The sequence below is a fragment of the Coleofasciculus sp. E2-BRE-01 genome (assembly GCF_040221695.1).
In the GTDB taxonomy this organism is placed as follows: domain Bacteria; phylum Cyanobacteriota; class Cyanobacteriia; order Cyanobacteriales; family Coleofasciculaceae; genus Coleofasciculus.
The window spans coordinates 1-17043 of record NZ_JAVKEA010000078.1; the positions used below are offsets into that span (position 1 = coordinate 1).

Genomic DNA, 17043 nt, shown 5'->3' on the forward strand with positions numbered 1-17043 from the left:
ACACCCCACACCCCATACCCCACACCCAGTATCCTATCGTGGGTAATGTGGCTTAAGTTGACACCCAAGCACGTCGGTGCGCCCCTACGGGTTAATCATCACTCAACAGCACTCTGACAATCTATCGGATTTTCCCAACCCGTAATAGGCGTAACATTAGGCGCTTGGGCGGAGAGAACTATTGTTACATCGGGTAACTTTATCCAGCCTTGTGCTTCAATTATTGTCCTTGAACTCCTCTGGCTTACGGGTTCAATTTTTGCCGGAGAGTTATCACTACTGGGAGTCAATGGACGTAAATCTTCCCACACGTTATATGTTCCCGTTACTTGAGAAATTGTGGGCGGAACTCCGCCGCGTCCACTGATGATAAAATGGCTGGGAGTTTGGTCAGAACGCCCTTGACAGAAATTGACAAACTCTGGGGGAGAAGCTGGGGGAGGTAATTGAACTAATCCAGCGTTGGGGTCAATTTCTAAGGTGTTGAGTTCCACAACTCCTTGTTCGCCAAATTCGGAACTGGCGGTAATATCAGAAAGGGGCGTCAGGCGAGGGCGAAATTCGAGTCCATAAATTTTGTTGGCGGTGATATCAACTCTCCCTCCATTACCCAAGAAGGCGTTGGCGGTAATATCGCTATTTTCCCAGGGAAGACCGACAATAAAGGGAGAATTAATCCGGATATTGCCCCCATTTCCGCCAGCTTGGGCAGTTCCGGCGGTGGTGGAAATTGAACTGTTATGGCGCAGGAGTAGTATATCGTTAACGTTGAGGGTAATATTGCCACCCTCAGTTGATTCCGTTTCAGCAATAATTAATCCTTGGTTTTCCAGAAAGATATTGTCGGCTGTGATTTGTATGTTTCCTGCATTCCCTGTTGCTTGGGGACTAATCGATATATCAGACGCACCAGTTATATCGGCAATTTCATCGGTTTTCGCTCTATCCAAACGCCCAGTAGGAATTCTATTATCTACCGCATTACCCGCCGCTACGGTTATTTTTGCCCCATCCCGAACGCTCAAATTTTGGGTATGATTTATGGTTAAATTTCCTGCATCCCCATCCCCAAATGCTTGAGCATACAACCCACTGGGAAATCCTTCTCGTGAAGTTCCACTCAGTTCAATGGATTCCGAATCACGGATGATTAAATTACCACTCTCACCGTCAGCAAATGTGGAAACGGATACGGCGGCACCATCTCGCACAATTAAGCGTCCTCGCTCAATAATTAAGTCTCCCGCATTACCACTACTAATCGTATCTGTAGAAAGTCCACTGGGAAATCCATCAGGTGCTGTACCGCTTAATTCAATAAACTCAGAAGCATTTACAATCAAATTCCCCCCATCACCTGCACCAGCCGTTGAAGCCGAAATCACTCCCCCATCTCGGACAATTAATCGTCCTGTTTTGATGGTTAAATCCCCAGCAGGTTCAGTTCCTGCGGTAGCGGTGGATAAGGTACTCAGAGATAGATTTTCGTCATTTGACGTTCCAATAATTTCAACAGATTCTTGGGCATTTACTGTTAGATTCCCACCTTGACCTACTTTATCTGTTCCAGTAATGATGCCAGCGCCATTGGTGATAAATATTGACCGAGCGGATAGGTTAACATCTCCTCCTCTACCTGAAACAAAGGTATCGCTGCGGACGAGTGTGTTACCATCTATAGAAATGACTCCATCACGGCTGGTAATGTTGATATTGCCCCCGAATGCATCACCAGAAGAGGTAATATTACCTACTTTGATATTACCATCAGCTTCGAGAGTAATGTCTCCTCCATTAGTACCAGAGAAGGCGTCGAGATCCCCTGCGGTAGTATCAATTACACCACCACTTTCCAGCGTAAGAGTTCCGCCATTTGTTTTAATTAAGCCGTTGATTGTGATATTACTACTTGCATCTAAAATAACGGGTCCCCCTGGAGTGGTAAGATTTTCTGCTGTAATGGTTCCAGGTGATATTTCTGTAGAAGAGGTGACTATTGGCTGCACTGAAACCCTCACATTATCTATTCCCCAACTCTCATCCTGAATACCTGTGTATCCTGGAAGAGCAGACGCAAAGTTGAGCTGAAGTACATCATTATTATGAAGAAAAGGAAAGCTAAATCGATAAACTGAATCAATTGAAAAATATCCGAGTTCATCCTTGACAGATCCTGTTCCGCCAGGATATTGACCACCGGGAAACTCACCAGGATAGGCTTGATCACGCGGAAAGTTTGGTTCAGGATTGCCAAATGTTGTGTGTAATAGCGTTTGACCACCAGTAATACTTAACTCCCAAATGTCCGGTCCAATTATCAAACCATCACAACAAACTTCGGCGTTACCATCCCATGATTGGATAAGAAATAGATCGAAAGACACTGTGGCTTGGCTGTGTGGTGGCAGATTATCGAGTGTCAAAGTCGCAGCATCGTTGCCGCTAAATCGTCCCAAAAATCTACGGTTTCCTTTCGGTGTGATATCCGTTGATGTATTTGACCATACATCAGAAATTTCGGTTTCAAAATCATCACTATAAACAGGAATCAATGTCGTTGGCGGATGTTTTAACTCATCTACCCCGGCTCGTAAAATTAAAGCAGGACGACTTATCAACGTATCGACATCTGGATCGTTCGGATAGTCTTCAGGTTTCAATGTCGTATCTTCACCCGTAATCCGAATATTTCCTGTTGTGATACTTCCTCTTGCCTCAACCTTCAGCGAAACTCCTGTATAATCCCCCAAAACCACATCCCCTTCGGAACTAATAATCGGGTCATATAAACTGATAAAATTCCCCGGTTCTCCCGCTAAATTCAGAATTGCAAACTGACCCCCACTGGCAAAATGAGCATCCCCTGAAATGACCCCATCACTAATTAAACTCAAATCCCTACCACTTTGAAACGGCGTTCCTGGATGATTCAATGCCAAAATATCAATGCTTTGATTTCCTTGAATATAAAGATTCCCCCCTGCATGGGCAATAAACGGATTCTCTACACTATCCCGCACCCGCACCGTATCCCCCGCCAACAGGATTAAATCCCCAGCCGTGACTAACTGACTCTCCTCTAAAATTAAGTTATTATTCGCCAATAAAACAGCCGACTGCGCCAACCCATCCCGCACCGTTGCATCCCCATTTACGGCGGCTATCTCCAAATGTCCGGCGGGCGCGGCTAATTGTCCGATACTGCTAATTGTTCCGCCAACTAAAGTTAAATCTTCCCCAACTTCTAGACTTCCAGAATTAGTAATCGCGGCTGGATTCTGATTTCCATATTGCAACCCCAAAGGCACATTAATGGTTAACAATGGCGGTGCTTCTGGATTAGTCGCACTAAAGATAGTGCCATTCTCAAATACCACCCCATTGGCGGTACTCCCGACAAAGGAACCCCGGATGTCTAATTGAGCATTTTCGCCAAAGAGTATTCCATTAGGATTGATCAAAAATAAATCAGCCGCACCGTTGACGCCTAATGTCCCCAAAATGTCAGAGGGATCAGTTCCGGTGACGCGACTAAAAATGGCTTCAATTCCGTCAGGGTTGGCAAAATAAACCCGTTGTCCTTCGTTAATATTAAATTCTAAAAAACTATGAAATAAGGCGGAACCTCGGCTAGCGCCATCCTGAATTAAATCGGCGGTTACTCCATCGATAACCACCCCATTGGGTAGGATTGAGGAACCTTCAGCGCCTAATGTGGAATCGGGTGTAATCTGGGCGAGGACAGGGTTACAGGGGATGAAGAGGAGGGGAGCGATCGCACTCCAATATCCTAAACGCTTTAAGCCTTGATTGATAGTCATCATAGCACCCTCTTAGATTTGAAATTTAGGTAATTCCCAACCTGATATTTATTTTATTGTGTCCTGTGTCCTGTTTGTAGGGGCGCAAAGGCTTGCGCCCTCGCTATCGTTACCGGGAAATCCATTAATTTTATCGACTCGCCCTCATCATTGGTTCACCTGTTGCTAAGGATAACTCGGTGGGTTACGGCGGATAGTTAATTCAAGGGTTTGTTTTGTCTATTTATTACCGCCTAACCCACCCTACGGATTCCGGTTGATCTGGGTCTATAGGACGGCACATTTTTCCATGATATAAAGCTACCTAAAATTACCAAAAAAGTCAAGCATTGACTCTATTTTTTGAGTAATTAGAGGAGGACAAGGGGCAGTGAGGAAATAAGCGCCGAAATACCTACAGTTGAAAATGATCATCTCGGCGCTATCGCTCAAATTTCCAACCCGAGTTTCTAAACAACAACAAAGTCATTGCTCGTCAAATTCAGTCCAGAAGAGAGGGTAGCGAACTGCACTTGTCCCGATATACCCGTACCATCCACATCAAAGAACAGCCCTCCTGTAAAAGAGTTATAAATAAAGCGATCGCTCGTATCAGATGCCGCAGAACCAATGGTAAAGTAATTGGAATCTAGGATACCCAAGTTGAGTCCACCGCCAAAGCCACTGGCAGACACCTGAATCTTATCGCCCTGGACTCGGCTAAAGTCAGTAATGGTGTCAATTCCTTCGCTGCGGAAATTGAAGGCAAATTTATCAGCATCAGACCCACCCGTTAGGGTATCATTACCAAAGCCACCGACTAGCGTATCGTTGCCTGACCAGCCGGATAAGTAGTCGTTACCAGAACTACCAGCGAGGGTATCGTCACCTGTACTTCCATACATGCGGTCATTTCCTGTGCCACCCGATAGATAATCGTTACCAGCATTACCATACAGGTAATCATTGCCGGAACTGCCCCACAGGTAGTTATTGGAACTATTACCACTGATACTATTGTTGAGGCTATTGCCGTAGCCGTAGTAAGCGCTACCAGTCAGGGTTAAGTTCTCTAGATTGTTCCCCAAGCTATAACTGACAGAAGAAGAGACTCGATCAATTCCCTGATTAGCGTATTCAGTAACCCCATCGCCAGTGCTATTGACTTCGAAGCGGTCATTTCCTGTACCGCCATACATCTGGTCATTTCCTGTGCCACCATCAAGATAGTCGTTACCCGAACCACCACTAAGAGTGTCATTTCCAGCATTACCATACATCTGGTCATTTCCTGCGCCACCATTGAGATAGTCGTTACCATCTCCACCAGTGAGAGTATCTTTTCCCGTACTGCCATATATCCAGTCACTTCCTGTACCACCATCAAGATAGTCGTTACCCGAACTACCACCAAGAGTGTCATTTCCAGCATTACCATACAGATAATCATCACCGGAACTACTCCACAGGTAGTTATTGGAACTATTACCACTGATACTATTGTTGAGGCTATTGCCGTAGCCGTAGTAAGCACGACCAGTCAGGGTTAAGTTCTCTAGATTGTCTCCCAAGCTATAACTGATGGAAGAAGAGACTCGATCAATTCCCTGATTGGTGTATTCAGTAACTACATCGCCAGTGCTATTGACTACGAAGCGGTCATTTCCTGTACCGCCATACATCTGGTCATTTCCTGTGCCACCATTGAGATAGTCGTTACCCGCACCACCAATGAGGGTATCATTTCCCGTACTGCCATACATCTGGTCATTTCCTGTGCCACCACTGAGATAGTCATTTCTCGAACCCCCACCCAGGGTATCCTTGCCACTATTACCGTACAGGTAATCATTGCCACCACTGCCACTGAGATAGTCATTTCCCTGGGCACCACGCAGAACATTTTTGGAACTATTACCATAAATCTTGTCATTACTCGAACTACCGATCGCATTTTCAATGATGGCATCATACGCGATCGCAGTTCCGAATCTAGAGGTATAGTAGAGTTTGTTTGTGGTATCCCGACGATCTTCAGTCCTATAGGATGTGGCATTATAGGCATTCTGACTAGTTAGCATCCCCCCTTCCTTCAAGTCGAAGCGATAGCCCGAAGTACTAAACGCCAGACGGGAGAAATTCAAGGTATCGGTACCCCCACTATCCCAAATGCTTAACTTCATGGGTGTGGTTGCACTACCCCGATATTGACGGCCATCTGAATAGCCATACACTGTGTCGAAGGAGTAGGTTGTATTTCCGGCGTTATGACTCCTAGCGCCATACAGATGCTGCAATGCCTTGATATCGAACGGCATGGGAGTGGCGGCTGAGTTGCCAGTAAAGTTATACGTCATCACCGTATTGGTGGTGTTATCCTCGCCATAAGGTAGGAATGGAGCAGTATCTGAGTCACCATAGTTGCCAGGGTGTTTCAAACCAAGGGCATGTAAGGTTTCGTGAATCAGCGACATGAAACCATGAGTCCCTAGACCGCCCCGAAAACCGTTAGTATTAGAGCTGTGATCCTGGGCAGGATTCAAATGCACATCACCGTCAATCGCTGAACTCGATGGGTAATAAGCATGGGCATAATCGGCTTCACTGGAAAACATATAACGGATTTGCCCATAGTTATTTCCGGCATCTGACACTTCAACAAAATTGACATTAATCAGCGGTTCGATATAGTTTTCCAGGATATTTCGGACTGTGTTTTTTATGGGATTACTCAGCTCCGAGATAGTTCCATTCCCGTAATACGACCCACCATCAAAGAAGCTGTAAGTAATCGTGCTACTGTTCCACTTATGTCCAGACAACAAAGCCTTAATATTCACAGACATGGTTTTTATCCTCTCAAGAATTGTTGCGTAATGTTGCTAATGATTCGGAACTAAACGTTGAGCGCTTAAGCTCTAAACTCGGCAAGTTGGGTAATCTATGATTCTTCGTCATTCAAATTGTCTGACTGTCGCTACCCAAATCTTTATATCTCTGGTTCAGTTGGACTTATGCAGTTTGACTGACTTGTTGGCAATATTTTCGGTTAGGCTGATGAAATGACATAATCCGTTGCCTCTGGGATACAGATTAGTGTTGGCGTGCGATCGCGCCCCAATAGCCTAAACGCTGGAATCCTGTAATTCTTTAACCCTGTAGGGGCAAGTCGCTGCACTATCTTCAGGGGAAATCCATTAATTTTATCGACTCGCTCCCCTATCGTTCAGGGGAAATCCATTACTTGTGTTGAGAAACCTTCATCGTTAGTTCACCCGTTGCAAAGGATAACTCGGTGGGTTACGCCGGATATTTATTTAATTAAATGGTTTGTTTTGTCAATTGAGTACCGCCTAACCCACCCTACGGGGTATGATAAATTACGGTGAATTGGGGTCTATAGGACGGCACATTTTTCCATGGTATAAAAGTACCTGAAATGACCGCAAAAGTCAAGCGCTAATTCTATTTGCCGATAACGCAGCAGTTAATCAGACATAATTTTTTAAATTAAAGAACAGATGGCTTCTCCAAAGGCAACTCTGGTACCCCCTTCATCGGCTGGCGTTCCGGCGCTGTTTATGGATTTGTGGCGACATCGCTGGATTCTGGCAAAAGACAAAATTTTATAAGTTTACGCCAATTAATTCATCCGCCAACCCTTCACAAACCCGGAATTGAAAATAAAATGAAACCTAAGACAACCCCTGAACTCATCTAATTCAGACTGATTCAACGATGCAATTAAGCTCAATTAACCTCCCCAACTATTTAATCCGACTGGGGCTATGTCCCCCAGAAAACCAAAATCAGCTCATTATTAAACCCGTTGCGGCGAAAAACTTTAACCTCTTAGTCACCTTACCCGACGGGAAAAAACTCTTAGTTAAGCAAGAACGGTATAATCAGGACGGGAAAACAGCCGGAGAATTTGGGCAAGAATGGCGCATTCAGGAATTTTTACAGCACTTTCCTGAACTCGCTACCCTTCACCCCTATCTACCCCAGGTACTGCATTTTGATCCAGGGGAATCAATCATCATATTCCGCTACTTAGACGAGTACCGCGACGTAATGGAATTCTACACCGAAGAGACAATCTTCCCGAGTGCGATCGCATCGTCTATTGGCACCACCCTGGCGGCTATTCATCGCGCCACGTTTAACCGGGACGACTATCGGCACTTTTTCTCACAACAGTCTCACTCTCTCCCCGCAACTGTACCCAACCTGATTGGCGGATTAGAACGAATCACTCCAGACATCTTTGGGCTGGTTCCCGTGGATGGACTCAAATTCTTTGCCCTCTATCAACGATACGACAGTTTAGGAAACGCGATCGCAGAATTAGGCAAAACCGTCACCCCCAGTTGTCTCACCCACAATGACCTGAAACTCAATAATATCCTGCTTTCCAACCACTGGGAACAATCGCGCGATCGCAGTGTACGATTGATTGACTGGGAACGTTCTCATTGGGGAGATCCAGCCTTTGATTTAGGCACTCTCATCGCTAGCTATATCCAAATTTGGCTGGATAGTTTGGTGATTAGCAACGCCCTGAGTATCGAAGAATCCTTGCGGTTAGCCACAACTCCCCTCGACCAACTGCAACCCTCAATTGCCAGCTTAACCCAAGCCTATTTCCACAGCTTCCCGGAAATTTTAACACACCGCCCCACCCTCTTACTCCAAATCATCCAATTTGCAGGTTTAGCCTTAATTCAACAAATTCAGGCAATGATTCAGTATCAGAAATCCTTTGGAAACTCAGGAATCGCCATGCTGCAAGTTGCCAAAACCTTACTCTGTCGTCCCCAACAATCTATTCCCACTATTTTCGGCATGGAAGGGGGAGAATTCAAAGCCTCTCTCCTCGCAGGAGAGAGGTTTGGATAGAGGTTTTCTAGATCCCGTGAAAAGTAAGTCTTGTTCTCTGCGTTAAAAAAATAAAATCATGCAACTCCTAAACATCCCCACCCAACAACCCACCAATTCCCTCCTCAACACCTTACAAGACATCGCCAACACCATAGAACTCCAAGCCAACTTTTCCATCCATCATCCCAACTACAAACCCTTTGAACTCCCCGAAGAAATAATTAACCGTCTCCAGAAAATGCCCTCAGACATCCAACAACGCTACTGGAGTCTGCAACTGCGTGGCTTTCTCTATGGGATCTACTATAATCAATCCCTAGAAAGGAGCCTCGCCCTGAATACCGATAACTCAGCCTTACCCCTCGACCTAGAAAACAATACCCTTTTAGGATTAGACTTAAACTTCTATCAACAGTTGCACGATCACAATCAGGGAACCGGTTACTTTGACCCCGGTTGGTTTGTTCTCAAACAGGAAACCGATAACACAATTGTCGTCAGCAAAGGCAGTTTAAAGCTGCATATTAAACCCCAACGCCATCTCCACCCCAACCAACCAGCCGCTATTGGGGATACCGTAGCGATTCGGATGCCCAAAAACCTGATCCAAAACGGATTTTACATGGCAGTGAGTAACGCCGGAACCCAGAGTGAACCCACCATAGATCATCCCTCAGAAACCGTGCGAATTTACTTTAACCTCACCCCAGACGGGGCGGTTTCTGTCATGGATAGCCTAACCCAGAAGTTTAACGCGATCAACCTACCCTTTACCTTTAAAGTCCTGTATAACCCCGCCGACTACGGACGTTACGATTCAGGGGTTTTCTACTTCGATAAATCCAATTACCCCACGGTTCGCCAAGTGCTTCAGGTTATCTATGCGGAAAATCAAGCCCATTTTAAACCACAAGTTCCCCTATTTACCAAAGTCCTCGCCCCCGGATTAGGGTTAGCTGAAGAACCCGATACCAAGTTTGGCACACAAGAAAGTTTTGGCATGAACCGCTGTCAACTGGTTACCAATGGGTTACTAGAAGCTTGGCAAAACGGCGATAACTCCCCAGACGGGCGGATGCAGGCAATTCTCCAACAGTTTTCTCTGTTTGGAATTGACATCAACCGTGCCTATCTCAATGCCAATTCAGACGATAATTATACCTCTTTCCTGGGTTCGTAGTAGGCACTTTAGTGCCATAAGCGAAGACAGCGCTTACTACAAACTAGCGCCATTCCTCTTAACATCATGCAAATCACAGACATTGCTCCCTCAGTTATCAAACCCGCCGTTAAAATTCCTGATTTTCCCGAATCTGACTTTTCATTTTACCGCCCCTTAGGACGGACTGATTTAACCGTTAGTTGTTTAGGATTAGGTGGGGGTGGTGGAATTTCGAGCCAGGATACACTCTACGCCTTTGACCAAGGAATTAACTACTTTTTCTACTCCAGCGACTTACACCACCATATTTATAGTTCCATGGCGGATGCTTTGCATCAATTATGTGGGCGAAAATCATCAGTGCGGGAGAACGTGGTACTGGCAACAGTGACATATATGAAGAATCCCGAAGTCGCACTGGCGGCTTTATTGGATCAGTTTGTGGAACTGAAAATCGACTATATCGATGTATTGTTCTGGGGATGGATTGGTGCGAATGATGGGCAATCGTTTAAAGATTGCTTGCAGCTTTCCCCCGATTTACGGGGTAAAAATTCCGTTTATCAGCGCACAATTGAACGATTTTTCGGCACATCGGAACGGCTGAAGAAAATGGGGGCGGTGCGGTATATTGGCGCATCCTTCCACGATATGAACCTGGCGCAACAGTGGTCAACGAGTCCCTTATTAGATGTCGTCATGGTGAGACATAATCTGGCACACCGTTCTGCCCAAAATCAGGTCTTTAATCGCTTAGATATCCGAGATCGTAACCGTCCAGGCGTTGTTACCTTTAAGTCTACCGGGTCTCATTCTGGTGCGCTTTGGGATGTGCCTGCGGGGTTACCGGAAGGATGTTGGCAACCGTCTGTACCCGATTTATATCGCTATTCGTTGAGTCAGAACTGTGTTGATGTTTGTTTGACCGGATTGCGGTGTCGGGAGGAAGTTGATGCGGCGATATCCGGTGTGCAAAAGGGCAAGTTAACCCCTGAAGAAATTGATTATCTCAATCTTTATGGGGATTTACATCGCCATCGGCTTTCTATCTCCGATATTTCACCAGAACGCTTGATTTATCGAGATTAAGTTTACCCAGTAGAGATGTTCCGTCGGAATGTCTGTACAGAGTCAATTGTAGGGGCGGGTTTAGCCGTTTAATTGGGGGATCTCCCGATAACCTTTCCACAAAACCCGCCCTTGGTCAAAAACGCAATTAAACATTGTTATTACCGAGGAAAATCATGCCAGAAACACTCGAACAATTCACATTACCCGAAGTTACTCCAGCAACAGATAAAGATATCCTTGCCTATTTACGCCATTCTTACCACATCGCCGAAATTGCAGCAGCGGCGGAACAGAATGCGTTAATTGTGGCGGTTTGTCAGCAATTAGGGATTACGGTATCTGAGGAAGAGTTACAAGCGGCGGGGGATGCATTTCGCCAGGAGAACAAACTGCTGGGAACATCGGAAACCTTAGCCTGGTTAGCACAGCAGCGCATTTCTGTGGAAGATTGGTCTCAGGGAGTGCGGATATCGCTGCTGAGGCAGAAGTTGAAGGAACATCTGTTTGGTGAGGCGATTGATAGTCATTATATGAGCGATCGCGACAATTATAAACGGGTGGCGCTGTCTCAGATTCTGGTACGGGATTTGACAGAGGCGGTGAAAATTACCCAGGCGCTTCGTGAGGGGAAGGTGTCGTTTTGTGTCTTAGCGTTGGAACACTCGAAGGGGAAGCAGTCTCAGGAAAATGGCGGTTTTGTCGGGGTGCGATTTTTGGCAGAATTGCTACCGGAGATTGCCCAGGCTGTCTCTGAGGCTGTGGAGGGTGAGGTACTTGATCCGGTTCAAACGAAGTTAGGGTATCACATTCTTCGAGTTGAGAAGTGGTTTCCGGCGGAGTTGGCTGAAGTCAGGGAACAGGTGTTGGAGTCTCTGTTTCAGGGTTGGTTACAGGCGGGATATCAGTCTAATCCTCATGCCTAAGTGCATCAATGAGATAGTCTAGCTTTTGAACTCAGAGTTCCAGAATAACTATTAAAACTGAATGCCAGTCTCTAATTCGTTCAGAGGCTGGTATTTTGTATGTCGGTCAATAAAATGATAAGCTGCCACATCATACTTTTTAAAATTTAAATATGATCAATTATGTCTGTTTATTTACGGTCAATTTAAATATACAAGCATCCTTTTGAATAATTGTGTATAAAAATAATTATTTTTATGTCTTTTTATCATCGCTAAATACCTTGTTTTTTTTAGGTAGGTGTTTTATCTTTTATTTGAAGGCAACAAATGCGAAGTAATCAACTAATGGCTTCAATCAAAATTACCAGTTTAAATATGACTGGTTCCGATCTGTTCATTGATAGCGAAAGTTACTTGAATGAATTAACGGATGAAGACATGAACAAAACTAAAGGAGGGATCATTATTACTTTTGCAATTTTAGCGGCAAGCTACTACTACGGCTACCAACAGGGCTGTTAAATTCAGTCTAGCACTAATAGACGCAATTAAACTCACGTAAACTTTGTTTGGAGGATAAACTGTTCAATGAGTAGTCTCAAAATTTCTGATTTGAATCCGGCTGGTTCTGAGCTATTATTAGATTCAGAAAGCTATCTTAATGAATTGACAAATGAAGAACTTAACTTAACTCATGGTGGTTCTTCTGTAATTTGCTCAATGGCTGCTATCACTGCTATCGCTCAATTTAGCTATCAACTTGGGCGGGATGCACGGCGTCGTCAAGAACACAAGAATGGTAATGTATGTTACCCATAGCCTAAGGTATTGATCGATCAAACGAAAACTACAATTGGAGGAAGTTAGCCAATGGCTACGATTAAAATCTCTAACCTGCACCAGACGGGTGGTGAACTGTTTCACGATTCGGAGAGCTATCTCAATGAGATAACAGATGACGAAATGAATTTAACTGTTGGAGGAGGAACTTGGTATTGGAAGGCAGTTAGCTTTGTGACCAAACTAACACCCAGATTAATAGCTTAAACTTCACCGCAATCCTTAAGGTTTGTGGTAATCAACACGCCCCAATTTGTAGAGACGTAGCATGCTACGTCTCTACAATGGTAAAGGAAAAGAGGGTGATCAGATTAGATGCAATTATTATGAAGAGGTAAGAATTTGATCGCCGAAACTATCAGACTGTCGAGCGACAGCCAAACGCTCTTTGTAAAACTCATCTAATGAGGCGCAAAACCTACCTGATTGCAACTGAATCCCTAAAGCATCAATGACAGCTAGAAAATCCAGAAAGGTAGCATTGTTATAGTTTTCCTCTTCATAAGCTTTGATTTGGTCTTCCGTGCGATCGCACAAATCTGCCAGTTCCTTTTGTGTCAGTTTAAAAGCAATTCTGGCTTTAATTAAAAGCGTTGATAGTTTGTTGATGTCATCAAGATCAAGAATGACTGGCTGATTCGGATCATGGGAAATTAGGGTTTCATATTCGGCAAGTTCATCCTGAAGAGTCTTTAGCTGACTGTGGTAAGAGTCTTGGAGGAGTTGCCATCCATCGGGATCGTTCTGTCTCTTTTCTTCATTTTGACGCACGGTTACGATGGATCGCGCAAATTTCTCTGCCCATTTTTTTGTTACCTGATACTCGTGTTCGTTCTTAATCATGGTTCCCACCTTCGTAAATCAATAGCAACGATTCCTTTTGGATTTTCACCTCGATCACGCTGAAAAAACTCTATTGACATTGTACCCTCATCACTAATTAGCTGATCGGATGGTAAAATATCACCCCTATACTTAGCCTTTTGCATGTCACGGTCGTAAAAATTGAGTAAGGTTGGCGCATGGGTTCTCAAATAATCGATATCAACCTCTTCTCTATCCCAACAGGCATCAAAGTCATTCGGGTTGGGTTCGCTGGTAACAAAGCTCCCATTAATATAGATAGCACAACAGCCAGCGGCTTTTAATTGTTCCATTGCCAGAAGCAGTCCTTGAATCATACGGACTCGTTTAGGGGTAATGCCATATCGCTCTTCAAATTCTGACCACTCAGCCCAGTGTATTCCTGGTGGCAGGTTACCGTTTTCATCAAAAGGGGGTATCATTTCTATAGTATGTAAACACAACTCATTAACTGAGTTCAAAGCATACCATTGTGTCGGTAATATTATACAAAGCTTTAAAAATCTAATGTAAGGATACCTTATTGTTACAAAACGGATAAGAATAAAGTTATCATTATCTATCAAAACGCCCCAATTTGTAGAGACGTAGCATGCTACGTCTCTACAATGCTAAAGGAAAAGAGAGTTATCAAATCAGATGCAATTATTATGAAGAGGTAGGAATTTGATCGCCGAAATTATCAGACTGTCGAGCGACAGCCAAACGCTCTTGGTAAAACTCATCCAATGATGCACAAAACCTACCTGATTGCAACTGAATCCCTAAAGCATCAATGACGGCTAGAAAATCCAGAAAGGTAGCGTTGTTATAGTTTTAACTGATAGCTTACACCTTTGTCAGTAAGCCCCAACACCCGCCAAGCACTCAAGTGCTTGGCTAAAAGCTAAAGTCCATTAAAATGGACTAAAACTAGAGATGCAGTCGTCTTTAGACGACTTTCGCTATTGGTTCCTTGGGTTAAAACCCAAGGCGGTTGGTGAGACTGATGCAAGATGTAATTTTTAACTTCTGACATTCTTCCTACGAAATCAGGGCACGACACTGTCGTGCCCCTACATTATCCCAATTACACCCAAATACAAACGCCTAAGATTCGCCCATAGCCGTCACCACCTCCACCTCCTCAACCTGTCGCTTTAACCACCCTTCAAACAACTCCGAAAGAATCTGATAACGCAGCTTGTCATCCAAATCCGGCTGAATAATCTCCTCCACTTTAATCAAATGCACCCCCTTAGATGTGACAATTGGCTTCAACACCTCCCCTGGCGTTGCCGCAAACACTTTCGCCGAAATCTCTGGTTTCATCTGTTGGCGTTTAACCAATCCTAAATATCCTCCCTTGCGCCGTAATTCTTTCTCCTGAATATACTCTTGAGCCATCTCCGCAAAACTGGTTTCCGCTTCCTGAAGTTCATAAAACAACTCTATGGCTAAATCTTCATCATCTAAAACCACTTCATACATTACCGCTGCTGCATAGTCTAATTGATGTTCATAAAACCAGGGTTCTACTTTATCGCCAAACAAATGCTGGGCTAATTTCGCGGAAAGGACATTGATATAAACCATCTCTTCAAAATCATCTAAAGAAAGGGCGAATTTTTGCAGCCACGCCCAGGTGTCATCTGCATTGAGCAGTTTATTCATGAACCGCATTTGATCGGCTGCTTGTTGTAATTCGGCAATTTCAACTTGGATACTGGCTTCAGTCGCCGCTGAGTTAATAACTTTGCGGGTGATGATTCCTTCGATAATTGTGGGAATCTGACAAGCGAGTTTGAGGTGATGCAGGATGTCTTGGTTGGTAATTGTGATGGCTTGTGACATGATTTTTTTTCCTAAATAATTAGAGTTTTTTGGATGTAAATGGCTGGGGGTTTAGGTTTTATGGCACTAAAGTGCCTACTACGAACCTAGGTTTTATGGCACTAAAGCGCCTACTACGAACGAGCGAGCGAGCGAACGAACGTCAAAGTTCTAATCCTCCTTTTTGTAACTTCTTAAATGGGTCAAGAATAAAGTCAATTATTTTCCGCCGCCGCACGATAACTTCAGCCGTGGCTGTATCCCCTGGTTTCAACTCTAAACATTGACTTTTAGTGGAGATACAGCTCTGATTTAGCTCAATTTCTAACTCAAAATTGGTCACTTGACCCTGGGCGGTTTCGGTGACTTTAGAGGTAGGCGATTTGCGAATCAATTTGCCCTCCACCACACCATAATCCTGGAATGGATAGGCATCAAATTTGAGCTTAACTTCCATTCCTTCCTGTAACGCCCCACTTTCAGCCGTGGGCATTTGGGCTTTAAGAATTAAGGTGGAACCCTGGGGCGCAATCTCGGCAATTAATTCTCCGGGTTGTACCACCGCCCCGACTCCTTTATCCGGTAAACCAAAGACGGTGCCGCTTTCTGGTGCTTTGAAGACTCGCTGCTTGAGTTCAATGTCTTTGGCAGCAATTTGGCTTTCGCTTTGCTTGATTTCAGCTTGGAGTGTGGTCATCTGAGTTTCTAGGTTCTTGAGTTGTTCCTGTATTCTCAAAACCGCTAGTTTACCGGAATGAACTAAGGTATCATAGCTTTTTTGTTGCTCCTGTAAGCGTAGTTTTGCCTGCTCAATTTCGGCTTGAGTTTGATGGAGAATTCGGTCATAACTGCCTTGTTGTTCTTTGAGCCGTAACCGGGCTTGGGAGATGTCGGATTCGGCTTGAACTAAGCGTTCTGTGTTGACTTTGACCAGGTTTTGTGATTCAGTAAAGCGGTCAGTAGAAATAGCTCCGGCTTCAAAGGCTTTACGGTATCGCTGAACTTTATCTTTTGCCTCAATTAAATTAACTTGGGCTTGATTGTAAGCAGCTTGACTGGAGGCAATGGCTTGTTTTGCCTGGTTCACTTGAGCCAGTTTTTCCGCTTTTTCCAGGGTGTAGGTACTCTCAAGGGCATTAAAGTTTTGTCGGGCTTGTTCAATTTGAGACTGTTTTTCTAGTTCTTGGGATTGGTTCTGCCGCTGCTGGGTATGGAGGGCAAGGTCTAACTGATTTTTGAGGACAGCTAACTGATTGAGGCGATTTTTTTGACCGTCTAATTGACTACGAAGTTGCTCAATTCCTGACCGCACGATGTCGGATTCGAGGGCGAGTAATGTTTGTCCAGTTTTGACGCGGTTTCCTTCAGTAACGGGGAGGTTGATAATTGTACCGCCGACAGAGGATTCCAGTTTAACGGTGGGTTCTTTGGGTTCTAATCGCCCTCTGGCACTTCCGGTTTCTTCGACTTCAGTTAACATTGCCCAAGGAAGTGCGATCGCGGCAAACAAAATTAAGAAATATAACAGCCCCCGCGTCCAAACTTGGGGTAAGGTATCCAGCAGTTCTTTTGTAGCATAGGACCAGTCAGAGGGGGGATTTTTTTGGGAAACGCAGAGGTTCGCAGAGGTGGGCGCAGAGGTTCGCAGAGGGGTGGGAGTGTGGTTGGAATTCATGATAGATGAGGAATGAGAGAGATGAGGAAGATG

The 17043-nt window shown here is 44.6% G+C and carries 15 protein-coding genes; 7 read left to right on the forward strand and 8 right to left on the reverse strand.

Going from position 1 to position 17043, the window contains the following annotated elements; all coding sequences use genetic code 11:
* Positions 1 to 98: 98 nt before the first annotated feature.
* The 3 genes from RIG66_RS09475 to RIG66_RS09485 form a co-directional block, all read right to left on the reverse strand.
* Positions 99 to 3824: a two-partner secretion domain-containing protein gene (locus tag RIG66_RS09475; protein WP_446377390.1), complete on the reverse strand. Its 3726-nt coding sequence runs from the start codon at positions 3822 to 3824 to the stop codon at positions 99 to 101.
* Positions 3825 to 4270: 446 nt separating this feature from the next.
* On the reverse strand, positions 4271 to 6646 hold the full coding sequence (locus tag RIG66_RS09480; RefSeq protein ID WP_446377392.1) for a M10 family metallopeptidase C-terminal domain-containing protein: 2376 nt from the start codon (positions 6644 to 6646) through the stop codon (positions 4271 to 4273).
* 203 nt (positions 6647 to 6849) lie between these two features.
* Positions 6850 to 6978 (reverse strand): hypothetical protein, encoded by a 129-nt coding sequence (locus tag RIG66_RS09485; RefSeq protein WP_446377394.1) that lies wholly within the window; start codon positions 6976 to 6978, stop codon positions 6850 to 6852.
* 560 nt (positions 6979 to 7538) lie between these two features.
* Here RIG66_RS09485 and RIG66_RS09490 point away from each other — a divergent pair.
* The 7 genes from RIG66_RS09490 (at position 7539) to RIG66_RS09520 (ending at position 12866) form a co-directional block, all read left to right on the forward strand.
* A complete protein-coding gene (locus tag RIG66_RS09490; RefSeq protein WP_446377396.1) occupies positions 7539 to 8699 on the forward strand; it encodes a phosphotransferase family protein in 1161 nt (386 codons plus the stop codon).
* A gap of 58 nt (positions 8700 to 8757) precedes the next feature.
* Positions 8758 to 9861 carry a T3SS effector HopA1 family protein gene (locus RIG66_RS09495; RefSeq protein WP_446377398.1) on the forward strand — a complete coding sequence of 368 codons (1104 nt, stop codon included), beginning with the start codon at positions 8758 to 8760 and terminating at the stop codon, positions 9859 to 9861.
* A 66-nt stretch (positions 9862 to 9927) separates the two neighbouring features.
* Entirely contained in the window at positions 9928 to 10932 is a 1005-nt protein-coding gene (locus RIG66_RS09500; protein WP_446377400.1) for an aldo/keto reductase, read from the forward strand.
* Positions 10933 to 11087: 155 nt separating this feature from the next.
* On the forward strand, positions 11088 to 11837 hold the full coding sequence (locus RIG66_RS09505) for a peptidylprolyl isomerase (RefSeq protein WP_446377402.1): 750 nt from the start codon (positions 11088 to 11090) through the stop codon (positions 11835 to 11837).
* 327 nt (positions 11838 to 12164) lie between these two features.
* A complete protein-coding gene (locus tag RIG66_RS09510; protein WP_446377404.1) occupies positions 12165 to 12341 on the forward strand; it encodes a hypothetical protein in 177 nt (58 codons plus the stop codon).
* Between the two features lie 66 nt (positions 12342 to 12407).
* On the forward strand, positions 12408 to 12638 hold the full coding sequence (locus RIG66_RS09515) for a hypothetical protein (RefSeq protein WP_446377406.1): 231 nt from the start codon (positions 12408 to 12410) through the stop codon (positions 12636 to 12638).
* 51 nt (positions 12639 to 12689) lie between these two features.
* A complete protein-coding gene (locus RIG66_RS09520; RefSeq protein ID WP_446377408.1) occupies positions 12690 to 12866 on the forward strand; it encodes a hypothetical protein in 177 nt (58 codons plus the stop codon).
* 117 nt (positions 12867 to 12983) lie between these two features.
* On the opposite strand, the gene RIG66_RS09525 is transcribed toward RIG66_RS09520, so the two are convergent.
* The 5 genes from RIG66_RS09525 to RIG66_RS09545 all read right to left on the reverse strand — a co-directional run bounded on the left by RIG66_RS09525 (position 12984) and on the right by RIG66_RS09545 (position 17010).
* Positions 12984 to 13502, reverse strand: a complete 519-nt coding sequence (locus tag RIG66_RS09525) for a hypothetical protein (protein WP_446377410.1) — start codon at positions 13500 to 13502, stop codon at positions 12984 to 12986.
* On the reverse strand, positions 13499 to 14089 hold the full coding sequence (locus RIG66_RS09530; RefSeq protein ID WP_446377412.1) for a DUF6932 family protein: 591 nt from the start codon (positions 14087 to 14089) through the stop codon (positions 13499 to 13501). Before RIG66_RS09530 ends, RIG66_RS09525 begins: the two co-directional genes overlap by 4 nt.
* Positions 14090 to 14409: 320 nt before the next feature.
* Positions 14410 to 14541, reverse strand: a complete 132-nt coding sequence (locus RIG66_RS09535) for a hypothetical protein (protein WP_446377414.1) — start codon at positions 14539 to 14541, stop codon at positions 14410 to 14412.
* A gap of 71 nt (positions 14542 to 14612) precedes the next feature.
* On the reverse strand, positions 14613 to 15356 hold the full coding sequence (locus tag RIG66_RS09540; RefSeq protein ID WP_446377416.1) for a peptidylprolyl isomerase: 744 nt from the start codon (positions 15354 to 15356) through the stop codon (positions 14613 to 14615).
* A gap of 142 nt (positions 15357 to 15498) precedes the next feature.
* The gene (locus RIG66_RS09545; RefSeq protein ID WP_446377418.1) at positions 15499 to 17010 is read right to left on the reverse strand and encodes an HlyD family efflux transporter periplasmic adaptor subunit; all 1512 of its coding nucleotides are present in this window, start codon (positions 17008 to 17010) and stop codon (positions 15499 to 15501) included.
* Between the last annotated feature and the right edge of the window lie 33 nt (positions 17011 to 17043).

Excerpts from the sequence above, each read along its gene's own strand:
- RIG66_RS09475 (WP_446377390.1), bottom strand. The coding sequence starts at position 3,824 with ATGATGACTATCAATCAAGGCTTAAAGCGTTTAGGATATTGGAGTGCG.
- RIG66_RS09480 (WP_446377392.1), bottom strand. The coding sequence starts at position 6,646 with ATGTCTGTGAATATTAAGGCTTTGTTGTCTGGACATAAGTGGAACAGT.
- RIG66_RS09490 (WP_446377396.1), top strand. The coding sequence starts at position 7,539 with ATGCAATTAAGCTCAATTAACCTCCCCAACTATTTAATCCGACTGGGG.
- RIG66_RS09495 (WP_446377398.1), top strand. The coding sequence starts at position 8,758 with ATGCAACTCCTAAACATCCCCACCCAACAACCCACCAATTCCCTCCTC.
- RIG66_RS09500 (WP_446377400.1), top strand. The coding sequence starts at position 9,928 with ATGCAAATCACAGACATTGCTCCCTCAGTTATCAAACCCGCCGTTAAA.
- RIG66_RS09505 (WP_446377402.1), top strand. The coding sequence starts at position 11,088 with ATGCCAGAAACACTCGAACAATTCACATTACCCGAAGTTACTCCAGCA.
- RIG66_RS09510 (WP_446377404.1), top strand. The coding sequence starts at position 12,165 with ATGGCTTCAATCAAAATTACCAGTTTAAATATGACTGGTTCCGATCTG.
- RIG66_RS09515 (WP_446377406.1), top strand. The coding sequence starts at position 12,408 with ATGAGTAGTCTCAAAATTTCTGATTTGAATCCGGCTGGTTCTGAGCTA.
- RIG66_RS09520 (WP_446377408.1), top strand. The coding sequence starts at position 12,690 with ATGGCTACGATTAAAATCTCTAACCTGCACCAGACGGGTGGTGAACTG.
- RIG66_RS09525 (WP_446377410.1), bottom strand. The coding sequence starts at position 13,502 with ATGATTAAGAACGAACACGAGTATCAGGTAACAAAAAAATGGGCAGAG.
- RIG66_RS09535 (WP_446377414.1), bottom strand. The coding sequence starts at position 14,541 with ATGTCAGAAGTTAAAAATTACATCTTGCATCAGTCTCACCAACCGCCT.
- RIG66_RS09540 (WP_446377416.1), bottom strand. The coding sequence starts at position 15,356 with ATGTCACAAGCCATCACAATTACCAACCAAGACATCCTGCATCACCTC.
- RIG66_RS09545 (WP_446377418.1), bottom strand. The coding sequence starts at position 17,010 with ATGAATTCCAACCACACTCCCACCCCTCTGCGAACCTCTGCGCCCACC.